The following is a 19,939-nucleotide window of genomic DNA, read 5'->3' on the forward strand; positions in this document are numbered from 1 at the left end:
ACGATTCAGCCGAGCAGCACCACCCCGCCCGGCAAGCGGGTGACTTCGATGCCGTAGGCGTCGCGGATCAGGGTCGCCACGTCGGCCAGCTGGTCGAGGCTGAAGCGGGCCTGGACCCGGCGCCGGCCAAGGGCCTTGTCGAGCAACAGGAGCATCCCGGGACGGTAGCGGTTGATCTCGTCGATCAGGGTGGCCAGCGGTACGTCGTTGAACACCAGCATGCGCTCGCGCCAGGCCATCACCTCGGCGGCATCGAAAGGCACCGGCGGACCGTTGCGGCGCTCGTCGAAGGTCAGTTGCTGGCCGGCCTCGAGGTCCAGCCGCTGGCCCAGGTGATCGAGCACGACGCGGCCCTCCAGGCAGGTCACCACGCAGACATCGTCGTTGCTGCGCACATTGAAGCGGGCCCGGCTGGCGCTCAGCCAGGCGCTCCCGGCCAGTACCCGCAGTCCGCTCTGCGGTGGATGGCTGGCGATGATCTCGGCTTCGCCGCTGAGCAACTCGATGGTTTCCTGTTGCTCGCGGTTGCGCCGCACGTTCAGGCGGGTCCGGGTGTTCATCTCGATCCGCGTCCCGCCGCTCACCTGCACCTGGCGCTGCTCGCCGACCGCTGTCACGTAGTCGGCGCCGCCCAGCCCCTGTCCGAGCAGCGACGGACGCAGGGCGAACAGCGCCACCGAGGCGGCCAGCGCCCCGCCGACGAACCAGCGGCGCCCGAAACGCCGCGGCGTCCGCGTGGCTACCCGCGCCACGGCCCGTGGCTCCAGCGGGAGCGCGGCGGCACTGCCGAGGGTCTGCCAGAGATCACGCGCCTCGACGAACGCCCGCAGGTGTTCCGGACTGCGCGCGCACCACTGGCGGAAGGCCCGCGCGTCGCCCTGGGTGACGCGTCCGGAGGTCAGGCTGATCACCCAGGCCTGCGCCTCGCGGCGAAGATCGCCGGTTTCATCGGCGGCGGAGTCGGAGGCTGTCATGGCTGTGCTTTACGGACACCGGAATGGCTCATGGATTGGAGGCGGCCGCGACGGTTTCGGCCTGCTTGTTCTTATGACGGTTTTCCGGCCCCGGGACCGAACCTCTGGATGACTTTTCTTTCCAGACGCTCCGCGCAGTACCACAGCGCGGCCTTGAGTTCCTTCTCCACGGTGCGGGTGGAAATGCCGAAGCGACGGGAAATCTCCAGGTGCGGCGTTTCCTCCAGGCGCGAGGCGATGAGGATCTGCCGGCGCCGCGCGGGCAGCTCGCAGAGCGCCTCCACCAGGCGGCGGATGTCGGCGTGGCCACCGACGATGCGTTCCGGGTCGAGGCCTTCGTCGGGTACCTGCAACAGCTCCGCCACCTCCTCCCCGGTGAGCAGCCGGGCGTCGCCCTCGCGGCGGTCGGCGGCGATGTTCAGGGCGATGCGGAACAGGTAGGCCTGGGGCTTCCTGACTTCCAGGGCGTGATCCATCCGGTCGACCCGCAGATAGGTCTCGTGCAGGACATCGCTGGCCAGGTCCTCGGAACCCAGGCGCCGCTTCAGGCGCGCCTTGAAGTCGTCGTAGGAGGCAAGGAACAGCTTGACCATCGCGCTTTGCGGCGATTCGCTCATGACCCTCCCACTCCCTCCCTCAACGTGCACTCCATGGCCCTGTCCGTCGCCTTCGGCAGCAACAGGATGGTCAGCGGCTGGGCCAGCGTGGCCGGCGTCGCGCGCATCACCCTCACTCCGCGCAGGCTCTCGACCAGGGCGCCGTCGCGCCGGGCATCGCCGGTCGAGCCGAGCAGGCGGCTGTGGCGTACCTCGCCATGGCGTCCGATCCAGAGCTGCAACACCGCCCGGTAGGTGCCGGGACGGGTGTGCGGCGAACGACACAGCTGTTCCTCCAGGGCCGCCTGGAGCGCTCCGGCGTAGCCGCGATCCAGGGGCTGCGCGGCCCGCGACGAGGAGATCGGCGACGCAACGACGCTCCTGGCGGCTTGCGCCGGCAGCAGGGTGAACGCCTCCTGGCTGGTATAGCGCGCCATCAGACCGGTGCCGTCGAGCAGCCGGGCCAGGGCGTCACTGGCGGTGAAGCGGCCCTGCAATCGTGCCGAACGCCGCCCGCGGGCCAGTTCGCCATCCACCAGAACCGCCATTCCCGTCACTCCGCTGTAGGTCACCAGCGCCGCTGCCAGGCCCTGCGGGGGAATATCGAATTCATGCACCGCCAGGCGCAACGTCGGCCTGCCACTTTCACCCGGCACGGCGCCGGGCGCCGGCAACACCATGCCGAGGCCGAGCAACGACACTGCACACGACCTTGCCACCCCGAGGATCGACATCGACGGATTCCAGTCCGAACTACCCGGTGCAGGCCAGATGGCCATCACCCAGGAGGGACATCCTGATGGCACTGTGTGACTGTGGTGTGACGGCGCGCGCGGTGACATGTTTTCGCCGATTGCCGTATAAGCGGGAAACCACCATCCCAGCGCGGGAGAATCGTCATGCACCGTTCATCGCGGATCCTGCCGGGCCTGTTCCTGGGCCTGGCCATGTCCACCGCCCAGGCCGACGAGCCGACGCCACCGGCGAACTGCATCAGCACCGAGGTCAATGGTTACCAGGCGCTGTCCTATGAATGCCTGAGCCAGCAGATGGCCGACCCGGAGAGCGCGGCCAGGGCCCGCCGCGAACAGGAGCTGGATTCCGCCGCCATCGTCCGGCGTCCGCCAAACCAGCTCGGCCTGTACAACCAGTCGGCGACACGCATTCGCCTGGGTACCTCGTTCGGCAACTCGGTGGAAGCGCAGCGGCCACCTCGTTAAGGGCTCCCATCTGCCGACGCCGGCCTTCATTCGCCCTGCCGGTCGGACACGCTGTTCCTGGCCGGCGGCAAGACAAAAAAAGCCCCGGACCAGGCCGGGGCACTCGTCGTCGGCAGGGTTGGCCGCCGACCAAAGGAGAAGGAACGCCACTCAGGCGAAGGTACGCTCCAGCAGGTCGCCGAAACGATTGAAGGCATCGCTGGCGCCCTTCGCGGCCAGGCGCTCTTCCTCGTCGTTCAGTTCGATGCCGTCGAGGATCGCCACGAAGCTCTTCCAGCCCTGGGCGCGACCGCCTTCCGGTTCGGCCAGGTGGCGGGCGCCGAAGTTCTCGTCGAGCTCGAGGGCGGCGGCCTTCTTGAACAGGAACGCCGCGCCCAGCTTCGAGCCCTCGGAAACGAACAGCCAGCCCAGCGCCTCGGCCAGGCTCAGGTCGGCCTCGCGCACGCTCTGGTCGCCTTCCGGCACGGCGTGGCCGAGGTCGGCCAGGTCGGCACGGGCGGCATCGTCGCGGGCGCGGGAAGCCAGGTCGGGGAACAGGCGGGCCAGCGCCTCGTTGCGATAAAGCGGCTCCAGGTCATGCTGGAAGAGATACTGGGCAGCGACGAAGCGGGCGAAGTTGTCTCGGCTGGCGAAGGGTTCCTTGCTCTTCACCAGGCTCTCCAGGCGCTGGTGCGGCTCGTTGGTCAGCAGGTTGAGGCGTTGCGAACGCAGGTTTTGCCGAGTGGATTCGGGGGCCAGGGTATCCATTAGGGAAATTCCTTTCGAGAGACGGAACGCATTGGACCGCCGAGGCGTGCCCAAATATGAATAACGATTCTCAATTATATTCGTTATTGAGTCTCAATGGCATAGAAAAGGATGCCGACCGACAGCCATTGACCAGAAAAGGACTACAGCAAATACTGTATTTACATACAGTAAACGAGTCATTTTCCTTGGCCTCCCTGTCATCCGTAGCCCAGCGTTCCCCTCTCGACACTCTCCCGGGACAAGGAGCAGGCATAGACCTGAATACCCTGCTCGATGCCCGTCGGGTCTGGAAAGGCCAATCCGCTCTCCCGGCCAGCAGCTCCCAGCCCACCGGGCATGCGCGCCTGGACGCGCTGCTACCGGGCGGCGGCTGGCCGGAGCATGCCCTGAGCGAAATCCTCCACGCCCGCGACGGCGTCGGCGAGCTGCAATTGCTGCTACCTACCCTGGTCCGCCTGACCCGGGCACAACGCCGCGTAGTGCTGGTCGGCGCGCCGTACCTGCCCTATCCGCAGGCCTGGCTCGCCGCCGCGGTCGATCTGCGCCACCTGGTCCTGGTCCAGGCCAGCGGCCGTGACGCCCTGTGGGCCGCCGAGCAATGCCTGCGTTCGGGCAGTTGCGCCGCCGTGCTGTGCTGGCCGCAGCAGGCCGATGACCGCGCCCTGCGTCGACTCCAGGTAGCCGCCGAAAGCGGCCAGGCGCTGGGGTTCGCCTATCGCCCCCTGCGCGAAGCGGTCAATCCCTCGCCCGCGGCGCTGCGCCTGTGCCTGGAGAGCCACCCCGCGCGCCTGCGCATCCTCAAGTGCCGGGGCGGCCTCGCGCCGGCGACCTCCCTGCCGGCCAGCGCCTGGCAATGAGGCGGCCATGCTCTGGGCTTGCATTCTCCTGCCGCAGCTGGCCATGGACAGCGCCTTGCGCCAACGGTCGGATCCCGGGGCGCCGCTGGCGCTGCTCGGGGGACCGCCGCAACGCCGCCTGCTGCGGGCGGTCAACCCGGCGGCGCGCGCCCTCGGCCTGAAGCCCGGGCAGTCGCTGATCGCCGCCCAGGCCCTGAGCCGGGTCTTCGCCACGGCAGAGTACGACCTCGTCGCCATCGAACGCTGGCAGGCCTTTCTCGCCGCCTGGGCCTATGGCTTCAGTTCGCAGGTCAGCCTGCACTATCCACGCGCGCTGCTGCTGGAGGTACAGTCGAGCCTTGCCCTGTTCGGTCCCTGGCCGCGCTTCGAGGCGCGCCTGCGCAGGGAGCTGACGGCCCTGGGTTTCAGCCACCGCCTGTGCCTGGCGCCGAACCCGGCGGCGGCCAGGGTGCTGGTGGACAGCCAGGACGGGCTGGCCATCGAGGACGACGACGCGCTGCGTCGCCACCTGGCCAGCCTCCCGCTCGACCGGCTGGGACTGTCCCGGGACCTGACGACCGCCCTCGGGCGCATGGGGCTGCGCCACCTGCGACAGGTCCTCGACCTGCCGCGCGCGGCCCTGGCCCGCCGCTTCCCTGCCGAACTGCTGCTGCAGATCGATCGCATCGGCGGACGCATCCCCCTGGCCCTGGAGCACTACCGGCCGCCGGACGTATTCGATCTGCGCATCGAGCTCAACTTCGACGTGGAATCCCACCAGGCCCTGCTCTTCCCCCTGCGCCGGCTGACCGCCGACCTCGCGGCCTTTCTCGCCGGACGCGACAGCGGCGTGCAGCGCTTCAGCCTGCGCCTGGAGCATCACGGACGCGCCGACAGCCTGGTCACGATCGGCCTGCTCGGCGCCGAGCGCGAGGCGGCCATGCTGTTCGAACTGACCCGCGGCCGCCTCGAACAACTGCAATTGCCCGCGCCAGTGCATGCCGTGCGCCTGCTGGCCGACGAACTGCCCCCCTTCACCCCGCGGCACAGGGAACTGTTCGACGAGCGTCCGCAGCAGTTCCTCGCCTGGGACCAGTTGCGGGAACGCCTGCGGGCACGTCTGGGCGACGAGGCAGTACACGGCCTGAGCGCTGTCGCCGAACATCGTCCGGAGCGCAGCTGGCGGCTGGAGACCTGCGACAGGTCCGTGCCGCTGGCTCCCGCCGGCCTCCGCCCCGGTTGGCTGCTGATGGAGCCCCGGCCCCTCGGCGAGGCGCTGCCGACCGTGCTGGCCGGCCCCGAGCGCATCGAGTCGGGCTGGTGGGACGGCGAAGACATCCGTCGCGACTACTACCTGGTGGAAACCCGTTCCGGCCAACGCGCCTGGGTCTACCGCGAGGTCGGCAGCGAAGGGCCGCTGTGGCTGCATGGCTGGTTCGCATGAGCGCCTACGCCGAGCTGCACTGCCTGTCCAATTTCAGCTTCCAGCGTGGCGCCTCCAGCGCTGCGGAGCTCTTCGCCCGCGCTGCCCGCCTGGGCTACCGGGCCCTGGCGATCACCGACGAATGCAGCCTGGCCGGCATCGTGCGGGCCTGGCAGGCGGCGCGGGAGTACCGGGTGAAATTGCTCGTCGGCAGCGAGATCCGCCTCGAACAGGGACCGAAACTGGTCCTGCTGGTGGAGGACCTGGTGGGCTACCAGCAGCTCTGCCGGCTCATCACCCGTGGCCGGCGGCGGGCCGACAAGGGCAGTTATCGGCTGCTGCGCGAAGACCTGCAACCTGCGCTGGACGGAGTGTTGGCGATCTGGCTGGCCGAGCCGGGCGATGACGACGATGCCGCCTGGCTCGGCGAATGCTTCCCGCAACGCCTGTGGCTGGGCGTCGAGCTGCATCGCGGCGCCGATGACGACGCTCGCCTGCGCGGCCTGCTGGCGCTCGCTGCCCGCGCGCAGTTGCCGGCAGTGGCCTGTGGCGACGTGCATATGCACTGCCGTGGCAGGCGCGCCCTGCAGGACTGCATGACGGCGATCCGCAACCATCTGCCGGTGAGCGAGGCGGGCGCCCATCTGTTCGCCAACGGCGAGCGCCACCTGCGCCCGCTGGCGGCCCTGCAGGGCATCTATCCGGAGGCCCTGCTGGCGGAAACCCTGCGCATCGCCGAACGTTGCCGGTTCGACCTGGAACAGTTGAAGTACCAGTACCCCCGGGAACTGGTGCCGGCCGGACATGACCCGGCCTCCTGGCTACGGCGACTCACCGAGGAAGGCATCCGCAGGCGCTGGCCGGACGGCGCGAGCGCCAAGGTCCGCGAGCAGATCGAGAAAGAACTGAAACTGATTTCCGAACTGGGTTATGAAAGCTATTTCCTCACGGTGCAGGACATCGTCGGCTTCGCCCGGCGCCAGAAAATCCTTTGCCAGGGACGCGGCTCGGCGGCCAATTCGGCGGTGTGTTTCGCCCTCGGCATCACCGAGCTCGATCCGGAGCGGATCAACCTGCTGTTCGAGCGCTTTCTTTCCCGCGAGCGCAACGAACCACCGGACATCGACGTGGACTTCGAGCATGAACGCCGCGAGGAAGTCATCCAGTACGTCTTCAACCGCTACGGTCGCCAACGCGCGGCGCTGACCGCGGTGGTCAGCACCTACCATGGGGCCGGCGCGGTGCGCGACGTGGCCAAGGCACTGGGCTTGCCACCCGACCAGGTCGATGCCCTGGCCAATTGCTGCGGGCGCTGGAGCGACCGGGCGCCCAGCGCCGAACGCCTGATGGAGGCCGGCTTCGATCCGCAGAGCGCGGTCCTGCGTCGGGTGCTGGCCCTGACCGGCGAACTGGTCGGCTTCCCGCGCCACCTCTCGCAGCACCCTGGCGGCTTCGTCATCTCCGAGCAGCCCCTGGACACCCTGGTGCCGGTGGAGAACGCCAGCATGGCCGAGCGCACCGTGATCCAGTGGGACAAGGACGACCTCGACGCGGTCGGCCTGCTCAAGGTCGACGTGCTCGCCCTGGGCATGCTCAGCGCCCTGCGCCGCAGCTTCGACCTGCTGCACGAACTGCGCGGCGGCGAACGCCTGAGCCTCGCCAGCATCCCCAGCGAAGACCCGGCGACCTATGCGATGATCAGCCGCGCCGATACCATCGGTGTGTTCCAGATCGAATCGCGCGCGCAGATGGCCATGCTGCCACGCCTGCGCCCGGAAAAGTTCTATGACCTGGTGATCCAGGTCGCCATCGTCCGCCCGGGGCCGATCCAGGGCGACATGGTGCATCCCTACCTGCGGCGGCGAAACGGAGAAGAGCCGGTGGCCTATCCCTCCGTCGAACTGGAGAAGGTCTTCGAACGCACCCTGGGCGTGCCGCTGTTCCAGGAACAGGTCATGGAACTGGCGATCGTCGCCGCCGACTATTCGCCGGGCGAGGCGGACGAACTGCGTCGTTCCATGGCCGCCTGGAAGCGCCACGGCGGCCTGGAGCACCATCGCGAACGACTGACCCGCGGCATGCTCGCCAACGGCTACGAAGCCGACTTCGCCGCGCGTATCTTCGAACAGATCAAGGGCTTCGGCAGCTATGGCTTCCCCGAGTCCCACGCCGCCAGCTTCGCCCTGCTCACCTACGCCAGCAGTTGGCTGAAACGTCACGAGCCGGCGGCCTTCACCTGCGCCCTGATCAACAGCTGGCCGATGGGTTTCTACAGCCCCGACCAGTTGCTCCAGGACGCACGGCGGCACGCCATCCAGACACGTCCGGTGGATGTCCGCCACAGTCGCTGGGATTGCAGCCTGGAGCCCATCGGCCAGGAGCAACCGGCCATTCGCCTCGGCCTGCGGATGATCCGCGGCTTTCGCGAGGAGGACGCCAGGCGCATCGAACAGGCCAGGCAGGCGCAGTCATTCACGGACGTGCATGACCTCGGCCGACGTGCCGGACTCGATACCCGGGCCCTCGAGTTACTGGCCGATGCCGGCGCCTTGCGAGGGCTCGCCGGGCATCGGCACAAGGCGCGCTGGGCGATCGCTGGCGTCGAGCCACAGTTGCCGCTGTTCGCCGAAGGCCCTCGGATCGAAGAACCGGCGATCAGCCTTCCACTGCCCAGCCGGGGCGAAGAGCTGCTGAGCGACTACGCCCTGCTCGGCACCACTCTCGGCCCGCATCCTCTGAAGCTGCTGCGCGTCCAGCTCAAGGCGCGCCGCTGTCGTGCCTCCCGCGAACTGGTGGGCATGGAACATGGACGCCCGGTGCGGATCGCCGGTCTGGTGGTCGGCCGGCAGCGGCCGCAGACGGCGAGCGGCGTAACCTTCATCACCCTGGAAGACGAGTTCGGCATGGTCAATGTGGTGGTCTGGCACGACCTCGCCGAGCGGCAGCGGCGCCCCTTCCTCGAATCCCGCCTGCTCCAGGTGGAAGGCACGCTCGAGTCATCCAGCGGCGTACGGCATGTCATCGCCGGCCGTTTGCAGGACCTGACGCCCCTGCTCACCGGACTGGACGTACGCAGCCGGGACTTTCACTGAGACAAAGAAAAAGGCAGCTCGATGAGCGAGCTGCCTGGGATGGCCAACAGGGATGGCCACGAAGGGGGGAGCGCTCACGATACTGTTTATTCATACAGTAAAGCAAGCGATTCCCTTCAGTAGAACCCATCCGTTTCTTTTCGAGGCCGCGAGCTAGCGCTCTAGCCAGTGTTTCAGGCCCGTCGACCGCGGCGCTGAGACAGGTGGAAGGGAAAGGGCACCCTCCCAGAGCGCGGCAGCCCGCCGATAAAGGCTGCAGCGCAGACTCGGGCTTCGGAGACAACTCGCGAACGTCGTCGAGTCGGGATATTTCCAGCGCCAAAGCAAAACCCCCGGCCATTGCTGGCCAGGGGTTTTGGGATAGGAGCTTGACGATGACCTACTCTCACATGGGGAGACCCCACACTACCATCGGCGATGCGTCGTTTCACTTCTGAGTTCGGGAAGGGATCAGGTGGTTCCAACGCTCTATGATCGTCAAGCAATTCGGTTGGATATCCGTTTGCTTGTGCTTACGTCTATCCGGATTCAGGTATGTGATTTCAAGGTGTTTGCGGTTCATGCGAACTTTCGGTTCGTCGACTTCACCTTACAACACACAATCGTCAGATTGTTTGGGTGTTATATGGTCAAGCCTCACGGGCAATTAGTACTGGTTAGCTCAACGCCTCACAACGCTTACACACCCAGCCTATCAACGTCGTAGTCTTCGACGGCCCTTCAGGGGAATCAAGTTCCCAGTGAGATCTCATCTTGAGGCAAGTTTCCCGCTTAGATGCTTTCAGCGGTTATCTTTTCCGAACATAGCTACCCGGCAATGCCACTGGCGTGACAACCGGAACACCAGAGGTTCGTCCACTCCGGTCCTCTCGTACTAGGAGCAGCCCCTCTCAAATCTCAAACGTCCACGGCAGATAGGGACCGAACTGTCTCACGACGTTCTAAACCCAGCTCGCGTACCACTTTAAATGGCGAACAGCCATACCCTTGGGACCGGCTTCAGCCCCAGGATGTGATGAGCCGACATCGAGGTGCCAAACACCGCCGTCGATATGAACTCTTGGGCGGTATCAGCCTGTTATCCCCGGAGTACCTTTTATCCGTTGAGCGATGGCCCTTCCATACAGAACCACCGGATCACTAAGACCTACTTTCGTACCTGCTCGACGTGTCTGTCTCGCAGTCAAGCGCGCTTTTGCCTTTATACTCTGCGACCGATTTCCGACCGGTCTGAGCGCACCTTCGTACTCCTCCGTTACTCTTTAGGAGGAGACCGCCCCAGTCAAACTGCCCACCATACACTGTCCTCGATCCGGATCACGGACCAGAGTTAGAACCTCAAGCATGCCAGGGTGGTATTTCAAGGATGGCTCCACGCGAACTGGCGTCCACGCTTCAAAGCCTCCCACCTATCCTACACAAGCAGGCTCAAAGTCCAGTGCAAAGCTACAGTAAAGGTTCACGGGGTCTTTCCGTCTAGCCGCGGATACACTGCATCTTCACAGCGATTTCAATTTCACTGAGTCTCGGGTGGAGACAGCGCCGCCATCGTTACGCCATTCGTGCAGGTCGGAACTTACCCGACAAGGAATTTCGCTACCTTAGGACCGTTATAGTTACGGCCGCCGTTTACCGGGGCTTCGATCAAGAGCTTCGCTTGCGCTAACCCCATCAATTAACCTTCCGGCACCGGGCAGGCGTCACACCCTATACGTCCACTTTCGTGTTTGCAGAGTGCTGTGTTTTTAATAAACAGTCGCAGCGGCCTGGTATCTTCGACCAGCCAGAGCTTACGGAGTAAATCCTTCACCCTAGCCGGCGCACCTTCTCCCGAAGTTACGGTGCCATTTTGCCTAGTTCCTTCACCCGAGTTCTCTCAAGCGCCTTGGTATTCTCTACCCGACCACCTGTGTCGGTTTGGGGTACGGTTCCTGGTTACCTGAAGCTTAGAAGCTTTTCTTGGAAGCATGGCATCAACCACTTCGTCATCTAAAAGACGACTCGTCATCAGCTCTCGGCCTTGAAACCCCGGATTTACCTAAGATTTCAGCCTACCACCTTAAACTTGGACAACCAACGCCAAGCTGGCCTAGCCTTCTCCGTCCCTCCATCGCAGTAACCAGAAGTACAGGAATATTAACCTGTTTCCCATCGACTACGCTTTTCAGCCTCGCCTTAGGAACCGACTAACCCTGCGTCGATTAACGTTGCGCAGGAACCCTTGGTCTTTCGGCGTGGGTGTTTTTCACACCCATTGTCGTTACTCATGTCAGCATTCGCACTTCTGATACCTCCAGCAAGCTTCTCAACTCACCTTCACAGGCTTACAGAACGCTCCTCTACCGCGTCACTTACGTGACACCCGCAGCTTCGGTGTGTGGTTTGAGCCCCGTTACATCTTCCGCGCAGGCCGACTCGACTAGTGAGCTATTACGCTTTCTTTAAAGGATGGCTGCTTCTAAGCCAACCTCCTAGCTGTCTAAGCCTTCCCACATCGTTTACCACTTAACCACAACTTTGGGACCTTAGCTGGCGGTCTGGGTTGTTTCCCTTTTCACGACGGACGTTAGCACCCGCCGTGTGTCTCCCATGCTCGGCACTTCTGGGTATTCGGAGTTTGCATCGGTTTGGTAAGTCGGGATGACCCCCTAGCCGAAACAGTGCTCTACCCCCCAGAGTGATACATGAGGCGCTACCTAAATAGCTTTCGAGGAGAACCAGCTATCTCCGAGCTTGATTAGCCTTTCACTCCGATCCACAAGTCATCCCCTACCTTTTCAACGGGAGTGGGTTCGGTCCTCCAGTCAGTGTTACCTAACCTTCAACCTGCTCATGGATAGATCGCCCGGTTTCGGGTCTATACCCAGCGACTAAACGCCCTATTAAGACTCGCTTTCGCTACGCCTACCCTATTCGGTTAAGCTCGCCACTGAATATAAGTCGCTGACCCATTATACAAAAGGTACGCAGTCACCTAACAAGTAGGCTCCCACTGCTTGTACGCATACGGTTTCAGGTTCTATTTCACTCCCCTCTCCGGGGTTCTTTTCGCCTTTCCCTCACGGTACTGGTTCACTATCGGTCAGTCAGTAGTATTTAGCCTTGGAGGATGGTCCCCCCATGTTCAGACAAAGTTTCTCGTGCTCCGTCCTACTCGATTTCACTTCAAAGATCCTTTCGCGTACGGGGCTATCACCCACTATGGCCGCACTTTCCAGAGCGTTCCGCTAAAATCAATGAAGCTTAAGGGCTAATCCCCGTTCGCTCGCCACTACTAAGGGAATCTCGGTTGATTTCTTTTCCTCAGGGTACTTAGATGTTTCAGTTCCCCTGGTTCGCCTCTTGCACCTATGGATTCAGTACAAGATACCTAGGTTATCCTAGGTGGGTTCCCCCATTCAGAGATCTCCGGATCAAAGTCTGTTTGCCGACTCCCCGAAGCTTATCGCAGGCTACCACGTCTTTCATCGCCTCTGACTGCCAAGGCATCCACCGTATGCGCTTCTTCACTTGACCATATAACCCCAAGCAATCTGGTTATACTGTGAAGACGACATTCGCCGAAAATTCGCGCTTGAACTCGCAAATTTTACCTTGACTTGAATGATCACCAGTGAAAGAGATCATTCAGTCTTACTTCTATCACATACCCGAATTTTTAAAGAACAGTTCTGGTGCAAAGACCAGAAATCAATGTTCATCCACGAACATTCATTTCTGAGCTTTCGACGATTGTTAGATGGTGGAGCCAAGGAGGATCGAACTCCTGACCTCCTGCGTGCAAAGCAGGCGCTCTCCCAGCTGAGCTATGGCCCCGTATCGGATCACGCAGCACACCAACAATTGGTGGGTCTGGGCAGATTCGAACTGCCGACCTCACCCTTATCAGGGGTGCGCTCTAACCAACTGAGCTACAGACCCAATCGTCTAACCAGTGAATCAAGCAATTCGTGTGGGAGCTTATGAAGAAGCTGGGATCTTCGATTAAGGAGGTGATCCAGCCGCAGGTTCCCCTACGGCTACCTTGTTACGACTTCACCCCAGTCATGAATCACTCCGTGGTAACCGTCCCCCTTGCGGTTAGACTAGCTACTTCTGGAGCAACCCACTCCCATGGTGTGACGGGCGGTGTGTACAAGGCCCGGGAACGTATTCACCGTGACATTCTGATTCACGATTACTAGCGATTCCGACTTCACGCAGTCGAGTTGCAGACTGCGATCCGGACTACGATCGGTTTTATGGGATTAGCTCCACCTCGCGGCTTGGCAACCCTTTGTACCGACCATTGTAGCACGTGTGTAGCCCTGGCCGTAAGGGCCATGATGACTTGACGTCATCCCCACCTTCCTCCGGTTTGTCACCGGCAGTCTCCTTAGAGTGCCCACCCGAGGTGCTGGTAACTAAGGACAAGGGTTGCGCTCGTTACGGGACTTAACCCAACATCTCACGACACGAGCTGACGACAGCCATGCAGCACCTGTGTCTGAGTTCCCGAAGGCACCAATCCATCTCTGGAAAGTTCTCAGCATGTCAAGGCCAGGTAAGGTTCTTCGCGTTGCTTCGAATTAAACCACATGCTCCACCGCTTGTGCGGGCCCCCGTCAATTCATTTGAGTTTTAACCTTGCGGCCGTACTCCCCAGGCGGTCGACTTATCGCGTTAGCTGCGCCACTAAGATCTCAAGGATCCCAACGGCTAGTCGACATCGTTTACGGCGTGGACTACCAGGGTATCTAATCCTGTTTGCTCCCCACGCTTTCGCACCTCAGTGTCAGTATCAGTCCAGGTGGTCGCCTTCGCCACTGGTGTTCCTTCCTATATCTACGCATTTCACCGCTACACAGGAAATTCCACCACCCTCTACCGTACTCTAGCTCAGTAGTTTTGGATGCAGTTCCCAGGTTGAGCCCGGGGATTTCACATCCAACTTGCTGAACCACCTACGCGCGCTTTACGCCCAGTAATTCCGATTAACGCTTGCACCCTTCGTATTACCGCGGCTGCTGGCACGAAGTTAGCCGGTGCTTATTCTGTTGGTAACGTCAAAACAGCAAGGTATTAACTTACTGCCCTTCCTCCCAACTTAAAGTGCTTTACAATCCGAAGACCTTCTTCACACACGCGGCATGGCTGGATCAGGCTTTCGCCCATTGTCCAATATTCCCCACTGCTGCCTCCCGTAGGAGTCTGGACCGTGTCTCAGTTCCAGTGTGACTGATCATCCTCTCAGACCAGTTACGGATCGTCGCCTTGGTAGGCCTTTACCCCACCAACTAGCTAATCCGACCTAGGCTCATCTGATAGCGTGAGGTCCGAAGATCCCCCACTTTCTCCCTCAGGACGTATGCGGTATTAGCGCCCGTTTCCGGACGTTATCCCCCACTACCAGGCAGATTCCTAGGCATTACTCACCCGTCCGCCGCTGAATCCAGGAGCAAGCTCCCTTCATCCGCTCGACTTGCATGTGTTAGGCCTGCCGCCAGCGTTCAATCTGAGCCATGATCAAACTCTTCAGTTCAATACTGCTTGGGTTTTGAGAAAACCCTAAACTTGGCTCAGCAATCGCAATTAACTCTTGTGAATTCACAGAGTTACTTGTGTTGCTGATAATCTTGCGATCACCAGTCTTACATCACAAGCACCCACACGAATTGCTTGATTCGACTTGTTAAAGAGCAGTTGGTCAAGGCTTTCGTCTCAACCGAGGCCGCGCATTCTACAGCAACCTCTCTTTCCGTCAAGCGTTATTTTCGAAAATTTTCTTTTCTACTCAACCGCTTGCGCTGACCTTCAAACCATCTTCCGATCAGCGGGAGGCGCATTCTACAGCGTTCAAACTCGCTGTCAAGCACCTCGGCGAAGCTTCGTTCCGAATCCCTTCCGGGACCGAACCGCTGCGGCGAACAACCTGCCGGAGCGCTTCACCACCCCTGGGAGAGAATCCGTAAATCCTTGATTTTCAAGCATTTACTCTTCGTCGTCGCCGGGAGTGGTGCGCATTATAGGGAGATAAAAACTGCCGTCAACACTTAATTGAAACTTTTCAACCCAAAGGTCAAGAAGCCTCCGGCGGACGCCACGCCTTCCTTATAGGCTGGCTTGCCCCGCCCTCTCCTTCTGTTGCCTCATATAAGGAATGCGAGCCCGCTCCCCGTTTTCGACGAGTCATCCATGCGCCTCATCCACACCTCCGACTGGCACCTGGGCCAGACCCTGCACGGCCAGGACCGCGACCATGAACACGCGCGCTTCCTCGACTGGCTGCTGCGCCAGCTGGAGGAGCAGCGCGCCGATGCCCTGCTGATCGCCGGTGACGTCTTCGACACGGTCAACCCACCGCTCAAGGCCCAGGAGCGCCTCTACGACTTCATCGTCAGCGTTCATCAGCGGCTGCCGCAACTGGAAATAGTGATGATCGCCGGCAACCACGACTCCGGCGCGCGCATCGAGTTGCCGGCAGCATTGATGAAACGTCTGAACGCCCATGCCATCGGCCGTATCGGCTGGATAGACGAAAGCCTCGACAGCGATCGCCTGCTGTTACCCCTGCACGATGCAGATGGCCAGGTTGCCGCCTGGTGCCTCGCCCTGCCCTTCCTGCGCCCCGCCGAAGTCACCGGTGGCGCGAACGGCGACGACTACCTGGCCGGCATCCGCCAGGTGCATGAACGCCTGGTCGACGCCGCGGAGGCTCGCCGCGAACCGGGACAGGCACTGGTCGCCCTCAGCCATGCGCACATGGCCGGTGGTGCGATTTCCGAAGATTCCGAGCGAAACCTGATCATCGGCAATGTCGAGGCGCTACCCGCCAGCCTGTTTCCGGAGCAGATTGCCTACGTAGCCCTCGGTCATCTGCACAAGCCACAGAAAGTCGCCGGACAGGAGCGCATTCGCTACAGCGGCTCGCCGTTGCCGTTGTCCTTCGCCGAAGTGAACTACCGCCACCAGGTCCTGCTCGTCACCCTGGAGGGTGAGCGGCTGGAGGATGTGCAGAGTCTCCAGGTGCCCCGCGCCGTGGACTTGCTGCGGATCGGTCCGGCTCCCCTTGGCGATGTCCTGCTGCAGCTCGCGGGGCTGGCCGACGCCGATCTGCTGGACGAACACCGTCCCTGGCTGGAAGTCCGCGTACGCCTGGACGAACCGCAGCCCGACCTCCGCCAGCAGATCGAGAGCGCCCTGCAGGGCAAGGCCTGTCGCCTGGTGCGTATCGCCAGCGAGTACCGGCGGCGCGATGAGGAGCAGGCGCCGCTGCTCGGTCTCGACCAGCTCAGCCCGCAGGAGCTGTTCAGCCGTGCCTGGGAAAGCGCCTATGGTTCCAGCCCGGATGCGCAGGCGCTGGACGACTTCGCCAGCCTGCTGCAGAGCGTCGAACTGACCACCGAAGAGCCCTCGGGGAAATAAGCCGCTTCATGAAGATTCTCGCCATCCGCCTGAAGAACCTCGCCTCCCTCGGCGGCGAGCAGGAAATCGACTTCACCCGCGAGCCGCTGTCCAGCGCCGGCCTGTTCGCCATCACCGGGCCGACCGGCGCCGGCAAGAGCACCGTGCTGGACGCCCTGTGCCTGGCCCTGTTCGGCAGCACCCCACGCCTGGAATCCACCTCGACCGCCAGCAAGGTGCCCGACGGCCGGAACGAACTGTCCAGCAACGACGAGCGCAACCTGCTGCGCCGCGGTTGCGCCAGCGGCTACGCCGAAGTGGACTTCGTCGGCATCGACGGCCGCCGCTACCGCGCCCGCTGGGAAACCCGCCGCGCGCGGGACAAGGTCGACGGCCAGTTGCAGGCCAGCCGGCAGAGCCTGCAGGACCTGGATAGCCGGCAGATGCTCGCGGCGAACAAGAAGAGCGAATTCCGCGAGCAGCTGGAACAGAAGCTCGGCCTCAACTTCGCCCAGTTCACCCGCGCCGTGCTGCTGGCACAGAGCGAATTCAGCGCCTTTCTCAAGGCCAACGACAACGATCGCGGCGCGTTGCTGGAGAAACTCACCGACACCGGCCTCTACAGCCAACTGAGCAAGGCCGCCTACCAGCGCGCCAGCCTGGCCCACGAACAGCGCAAGCAGCTGGAACAACGCCTGGAAGGCAGCCTGCCGCTCGCCGAACAGGCGCGGACCGAGCTGGAATCGACGCTGGCGAACCACACCCAGGCCCGCCAGCAGGAGCAGCAGGCGCTGCAGCGCCTGGAAAGCCAGCAGCAATGGTTCCTGGAGGAGCGGCGCCTGGCCCTGTCTTGCGAGCAGGCCCAGCGTCAACTCGCCGAGGCGCGGCACGCCTGGGACGGCCTGGCCGCCGAGCGGGAAACCCTGCAGCAGCTGGAGCGCCTGGCCCCGGTTCGCGGCCTGCTGCAACGCCTCGAACAGCTCGGACAGGACCTGCTGCTTTCCCAGGAGCAACATCGCCAGCAAAGCCAGCGGCACACCGCGGGCAGCGAACGTCTGCAGCAGTTGCAGAGCCAGTTGCACGAGGCGCGGCAACGCCAGGCCGCCGCCGAAAGCACTCTTCGCGAAGCCCAGGGGCCGCTGCGCGAGGCTTTCCAGCTGGAGGCCGAGGCCAGCCGCCTCGAGCGGACGCTATCCGAACAGCAGACACTCCATCGCCAGTCGAACGAGCGCCATGCCCAGCAGTGCGAGGCAATCCAGCGCCTGGAGAGCGAACGGCAGCGCAGCGCCGAAGAACAGACGCAATTGCGGGCCGCGCTGCAGCAGAGCAGCGCCCTCGCCACCCTCGGCGACGCCTGGCCGACCCAGCAGGGCCAGTTCGCCGCTTTCCTGCAACGGCGCCAGCGTTCGGCCGAAAGCCGCGCCCTGCTGCCGGAGCTGGAGAACGCCCTGGCGCAGGCCGCTGAGCCACTCGGGCAGCTCCAGGAAAAGTGGGTTGCGCTGCATGGCAGCGACACGGATGACCTCGCCGCGCGACTGGATGAGCTGCGCCAGCAGACCTCCGGGCTGGAGCAAAGCCAGGCGCTGTACAAGGAGTGGCAGCAAGGCCTGGGCCGGCGCGCCGACCTGGTCCGACGCCTGGCCGAACTCGGCCAGCGCCTGGTCGCCCAGGAACAGCAGCTGCTAGAGCTGAAGCAGCAAGGCAGCCAATGCGCCGAACAGGTGAAGGCGGCGGAGCAGGCGCTGCAACTCACCCGCGAGTTGCTCCAGCGCCAACGCCTGGCCCGCAGCGCCAGCGTGGAACAGTTGCGCGCCGGCCTGGTGGAGGGCGAGGCCTGTCCCGTCTGCGGCAGCCAGGAGCACCCCTATCACCACCCCGAGCGACTGCTCGCGGCCCTCGGCGAAGCCGACGACCAGGAACAGGCCCGCGCCGAGCAGGCTCTCGAGCAGCAGCGAGGAGCCCTCGGCGATCTGCGCGAGCGTTACTCCAGTCAACGCGAGAAGCTCAACCAGAGCCGTCATGAACAGCAGGAGTTGACCGAACAGCTGGCCGCACTCGATCGCCAGTTGGGGCAATGGACCCTGCCGGGAGAATTGCTGCGCCTGGAACCAGCCGCACAACTGGAGTGGCTGGGCACGCGCCTGGACGAGCTGGCGGAGCAGCGCCAGCACAGCCAGCAGGACTTCGACCGGCTGATCGCCCGCCAGCGTCAGGCCCAGCAGTTGCGGCAGCAGCTGCGGGCGGCCGAGGCGACGCTCCAGCAACGGCAGCAAGCGCTGCACGAACAGCAGCAGCGCTGCGAACACCTGCGCCAGCAGGTCGAGGAGGACGACCAGCAACTGCGCCTGCTGCTTTCCGCCGAACACTGGCAACGCTGGCAGGACGCTCCGGAGCCGACCTTCCAGGCGCTCGCCCAGGCGATCGAGCAACGTCGGCACCAGCAGGACCGCCTGCTGCAGGTCGAACAGCAGTTGCAGGAACTGGAGCGGCGCGGCGACGAGCTGCAGTGGCAACTGAAGCAGAACGACGAACAGCGCAGCCAGGCCCGCCAGGCCGAGGAACAGACCCAGGCGGAACTGGCCGGGTTGCGCGGGCGCCTGGGCGCCCATCTCGGCCGGCACACCCGCGCGCAGGACTGGCAGCAGGCACTGGAAAACGCCGTGCAGGCGGCGCAGGCCACGGTCGAGACGCTGCAGGCGCCGCTCGACACGCTTCGCGAAGAACAGCTCAGGCTCGGCGAAGCCCTCGAGCACCTGCAACACCAGCAGTCGCGCCAGCAAGAGGAGCGGCAGCGGCTACAGGCCGACTGGCAGGCCTGGCGCGAAGGCCAGGAGAATCTCGATGACAGCCGCCTCGACGCCCTGCTCGCCCTCCCCGACGCGCAGGCCCGGCAATGGCGTGAACACCTGCAGCAGCTGCAGGAAGAGATCACCCGCCAGCGGACCCTGGAGGCGGAACGCCAGGAACAATTGCAGCAGCATCGTCGACAACGACCGGAGCTTGACCACGAGGCACTGGAAGACATCCTGCGCCAGCAGCGCGAACGCCTGGCCGCCAGCGAACAGGCCTATCTCGACGCCTACAGCCAGTTGCAGGCCGACAACCAGCGCCGCGAACAGAGCCAGGCGCTGCTCGCCGAACTGGAGCAGGCTCGCGCCGAGTTCCGCCGCTGGGGGCGCCTGAACGAGCTGATCGGTTCGTCCAGCGGCGACAAGTTCCGCCGCATCGCCCAGGGCTACAACCTCGACCTGCTGGTCCAGCACAGCAACGTGCAACTGCGCCAGCTGGCGCGGCGCTATCGCCTGCAGCGCGGCGGCAGCGAACTGGGCCTGCTGGTGGTGGATACGGAGATGGGCGACGAGCTGCGTTCGGTCTACTCGCTGTCCGGTGGCGAGACCTTCCTGATCTCCCTGGCCCTGGCGCTCGGCCTGGCCTCGATGGCGTCGAGCAAGCTGCGTATCGAGTCGCTGTTCATCGACGAAGGCTTCGGCAGCCTCGACCCGGAGTCCCTGCAACTGGCGATGGATGCCCTGGACAACCTGCAGGCCCAGGGTCGCAAGGTAGCGGTGATCTCCCACGTACAGGAAATGCACGAGCGTATTCCGGTGCAGGTGCGGGTACAGCGCGAAGGCAACGGCATGAGCAGCCTGAAGGTGGTCGGCTGA

The 19,939-nt window shown here is 63.5% G+C and carries 10 protein-coding genes, 2 tRNA genes and 3 rRNA genes; 6 read left to right on the plus strand and 9 right to left on the minus strand.

The features are described from left to right. Positions 1-5: 5 nt before the first annotated feature. From B7D75_RS21895 to B7D75_RS21905, 3 genes are all read right to left on the minus strand, one after another. Positions 6-974 (minus strand): FecR family protein, encoded by a 969-nt coding sequence (locus B7D75_RS21895; RefSeq protein ID WP_033996837.1) that lies wholly within the window; start codon positions 972-974, stop codon positions 6-8. A 71-nt stretch (positions 975-1,045) separates the two neighbouring features. Next, a complete protein-coding gene (locus B7D75_RS21900) occupies positions 1,046-1,591 on the minus strand; it encodes an RNA polymerase sigma factor (RefSeq protein WP_003157194.1) in 546 nt (181 codons plus the stop codon). Next, positions 1,588-2,304, minus strand: coding sequence for an STN domain-containing protein (locus B7D75_RS21905; RefSeq protein WP_043101311.1), 717 nt, complete (start codon positions 2,302-2,304; stop codon positions 1,588-1,590). The genes B7D75_RS21900 and B7D75_RS21905 overlap by 4 nt, the downstream gene beginning before the upstream one ends. Before the next feature lie 165 nt (positions 2,305-2,469). On the opposite strand from B7D75_RS21905, the gene B7D75_RS21910 reads away from it, so the two are divergent. Next, the gene (locus B7D75_RS21910) at positions 2,470-2,790 is read left to right on the plus strand and encodes a hypothetical protein (RefSeq protein ID WP_003157195.1); all 321 of its coding nucleotides are present in this window, start codon (positions 2,470-2,472) and stop codon (positions 2,788-2,790) included. Positions 2,791-2,940: 150 nt separating this feature from the next. Here B7D75_RS21910 and pigA read toward each other — a convergent pair whose 3' ends face one another. Beyond that, positions 2,941-3,537, minus strand: coding sequence for a biliverdin-producing heme oxygenase PigA (gene pigA / locus B7D75_RS21915; RefSeq protein WP_012077095.1), 597 nt, complete (start codon positions 3,535-3,537; stop codon positions 2,941-2,943). A gap of 254 nt (positions 3,538-3,791) precedes the next feature. Here pigA and imuA point away from each other — a divergent pair, with 254 nt between their 5' ends. From imuA to dnaE2, 3 genes are read left to right on the plus strand one after another with little or no spacing between them, the layout of a single operon-like run. Further along, positions 3,792-4,397: a translesion DNA synthesis-associated protein ImuA gene (gene imuA / locus B7D75_RS21920; RefSeq protein WP_034082840.1), complete on the plus strand. Its 606-nt coding sequence runs from the start codon at positions 3,792-3,794 to the stop codon at positions 4,395-4,397. A gap of 7 nt (positions 4,398-4,404) precedes the next feature. Then, positions 4,405-5,820, plus strand: a complete 1,416-nt coding sequence (locus B7D75_RS21925) for a Y-family DNA polymerase (RefSeq protein ID WP_107114425.1) — start codon at positions 4,405-4,407, stop codon at positions 5,818-5,820. Next, positions 5,796-8,891 (plus strand): error-prone DNA polymerase, encoded by a 3,096-nt coding sequence (dnaE2, locus tag B7D75_RS21930; protein WP_079385007.1) that lies wholly within the window; start codon positions 5,796-5,798, stop codon positions 8,889-8,891. Before B7D75_RS21925 ends, dnaE2 begins: the two co-directional genes overlap by 25 nt. A 366-nt stretch (positions 8,892-9,257) precedes the next feature. Here dnaE2 and rrf read toward each other — a convergent pair. From rrf to B7D75_RS21955, 5 genes are all read right to left on the minus strand, one after another. After that, positions 9,258-9,373: ribosomal RNA gene (gene rrf, locus B7D75_RS21935) — 5S ribosomal RNA — on the minus strand. A gap of 143 nt (positions 9,374-9,516) precedes the next feature. Then, positions 9,517-12,407 (minus strand): 23S ribosomal RNA (locus B7D75_RS21940). 224 nt (positions 12,408-12,631) lie between these two features. Then, a tRNA-Ala gene (locus B7D75_RS21945) sits at positions 12,632-12,707 on the minus strand. Between the two features lie 28 nt (positions 12,708-12,735). Then, positions 12,736-12,812, minus strand: a tRNA-Ile gene (locus tag B7D75_RS21950). A 64-nt stretch (positions 12,813-12,876) separates the two neighbouring features. After that, positions 12,877-14,412: ribosomal RNA gene (locus tag B7D75_RS21955) — 16S ribosomal RNA — on the minus strand. The 16S, 23S and 5S rRNA genes sit together here with 2 tRNA genes alongside, the layout of an rRNA operon. 653 nt (positions 14,413-15,065) lie before the next feature. Here B7D75_RS21955 and B7D75_RS21965 point away from each other — a divergent pair. Together B7D75_RS21965 and B7D75_RS21970 are read left to right on the plus strand one after the other, a co-directional pair. Continuing rightward, positions 15,066-16,295 (plus strand): exonuclease SbcCD subunit D C-terminal domain-containing protein, encoded by a 1,230-nt coding sequence (locus B7D75_RS21965; protein WP_003157029.1) that lies wholly within the window; start codon positions 15,066-15,068, stop codon positions 16,293-16,295. An 8-nt stretch (positions 16,296-16,303) separates the two neighbouring features. Next, positions 16,304-19,939, plus strand: a complete 3,636-nt coding sequence (locus B7D75_RS21970; RefSeq protein WP_107114426.1) for an AAA family ATPase — start codon at positions 16,304-16,306, stop codon at positions 19,937-19,939.

This window comes from Pseudomonas paraeruginosa, assembly GCF_003025345.2.
Taxonomy (GTDB): Bacteria; Pseudomonadota; Gammaproteobacteria; order Pseudomonadales; family Pseudomonadaceae; genus Pseudomonas; species Pseudomonas paraeruginosa.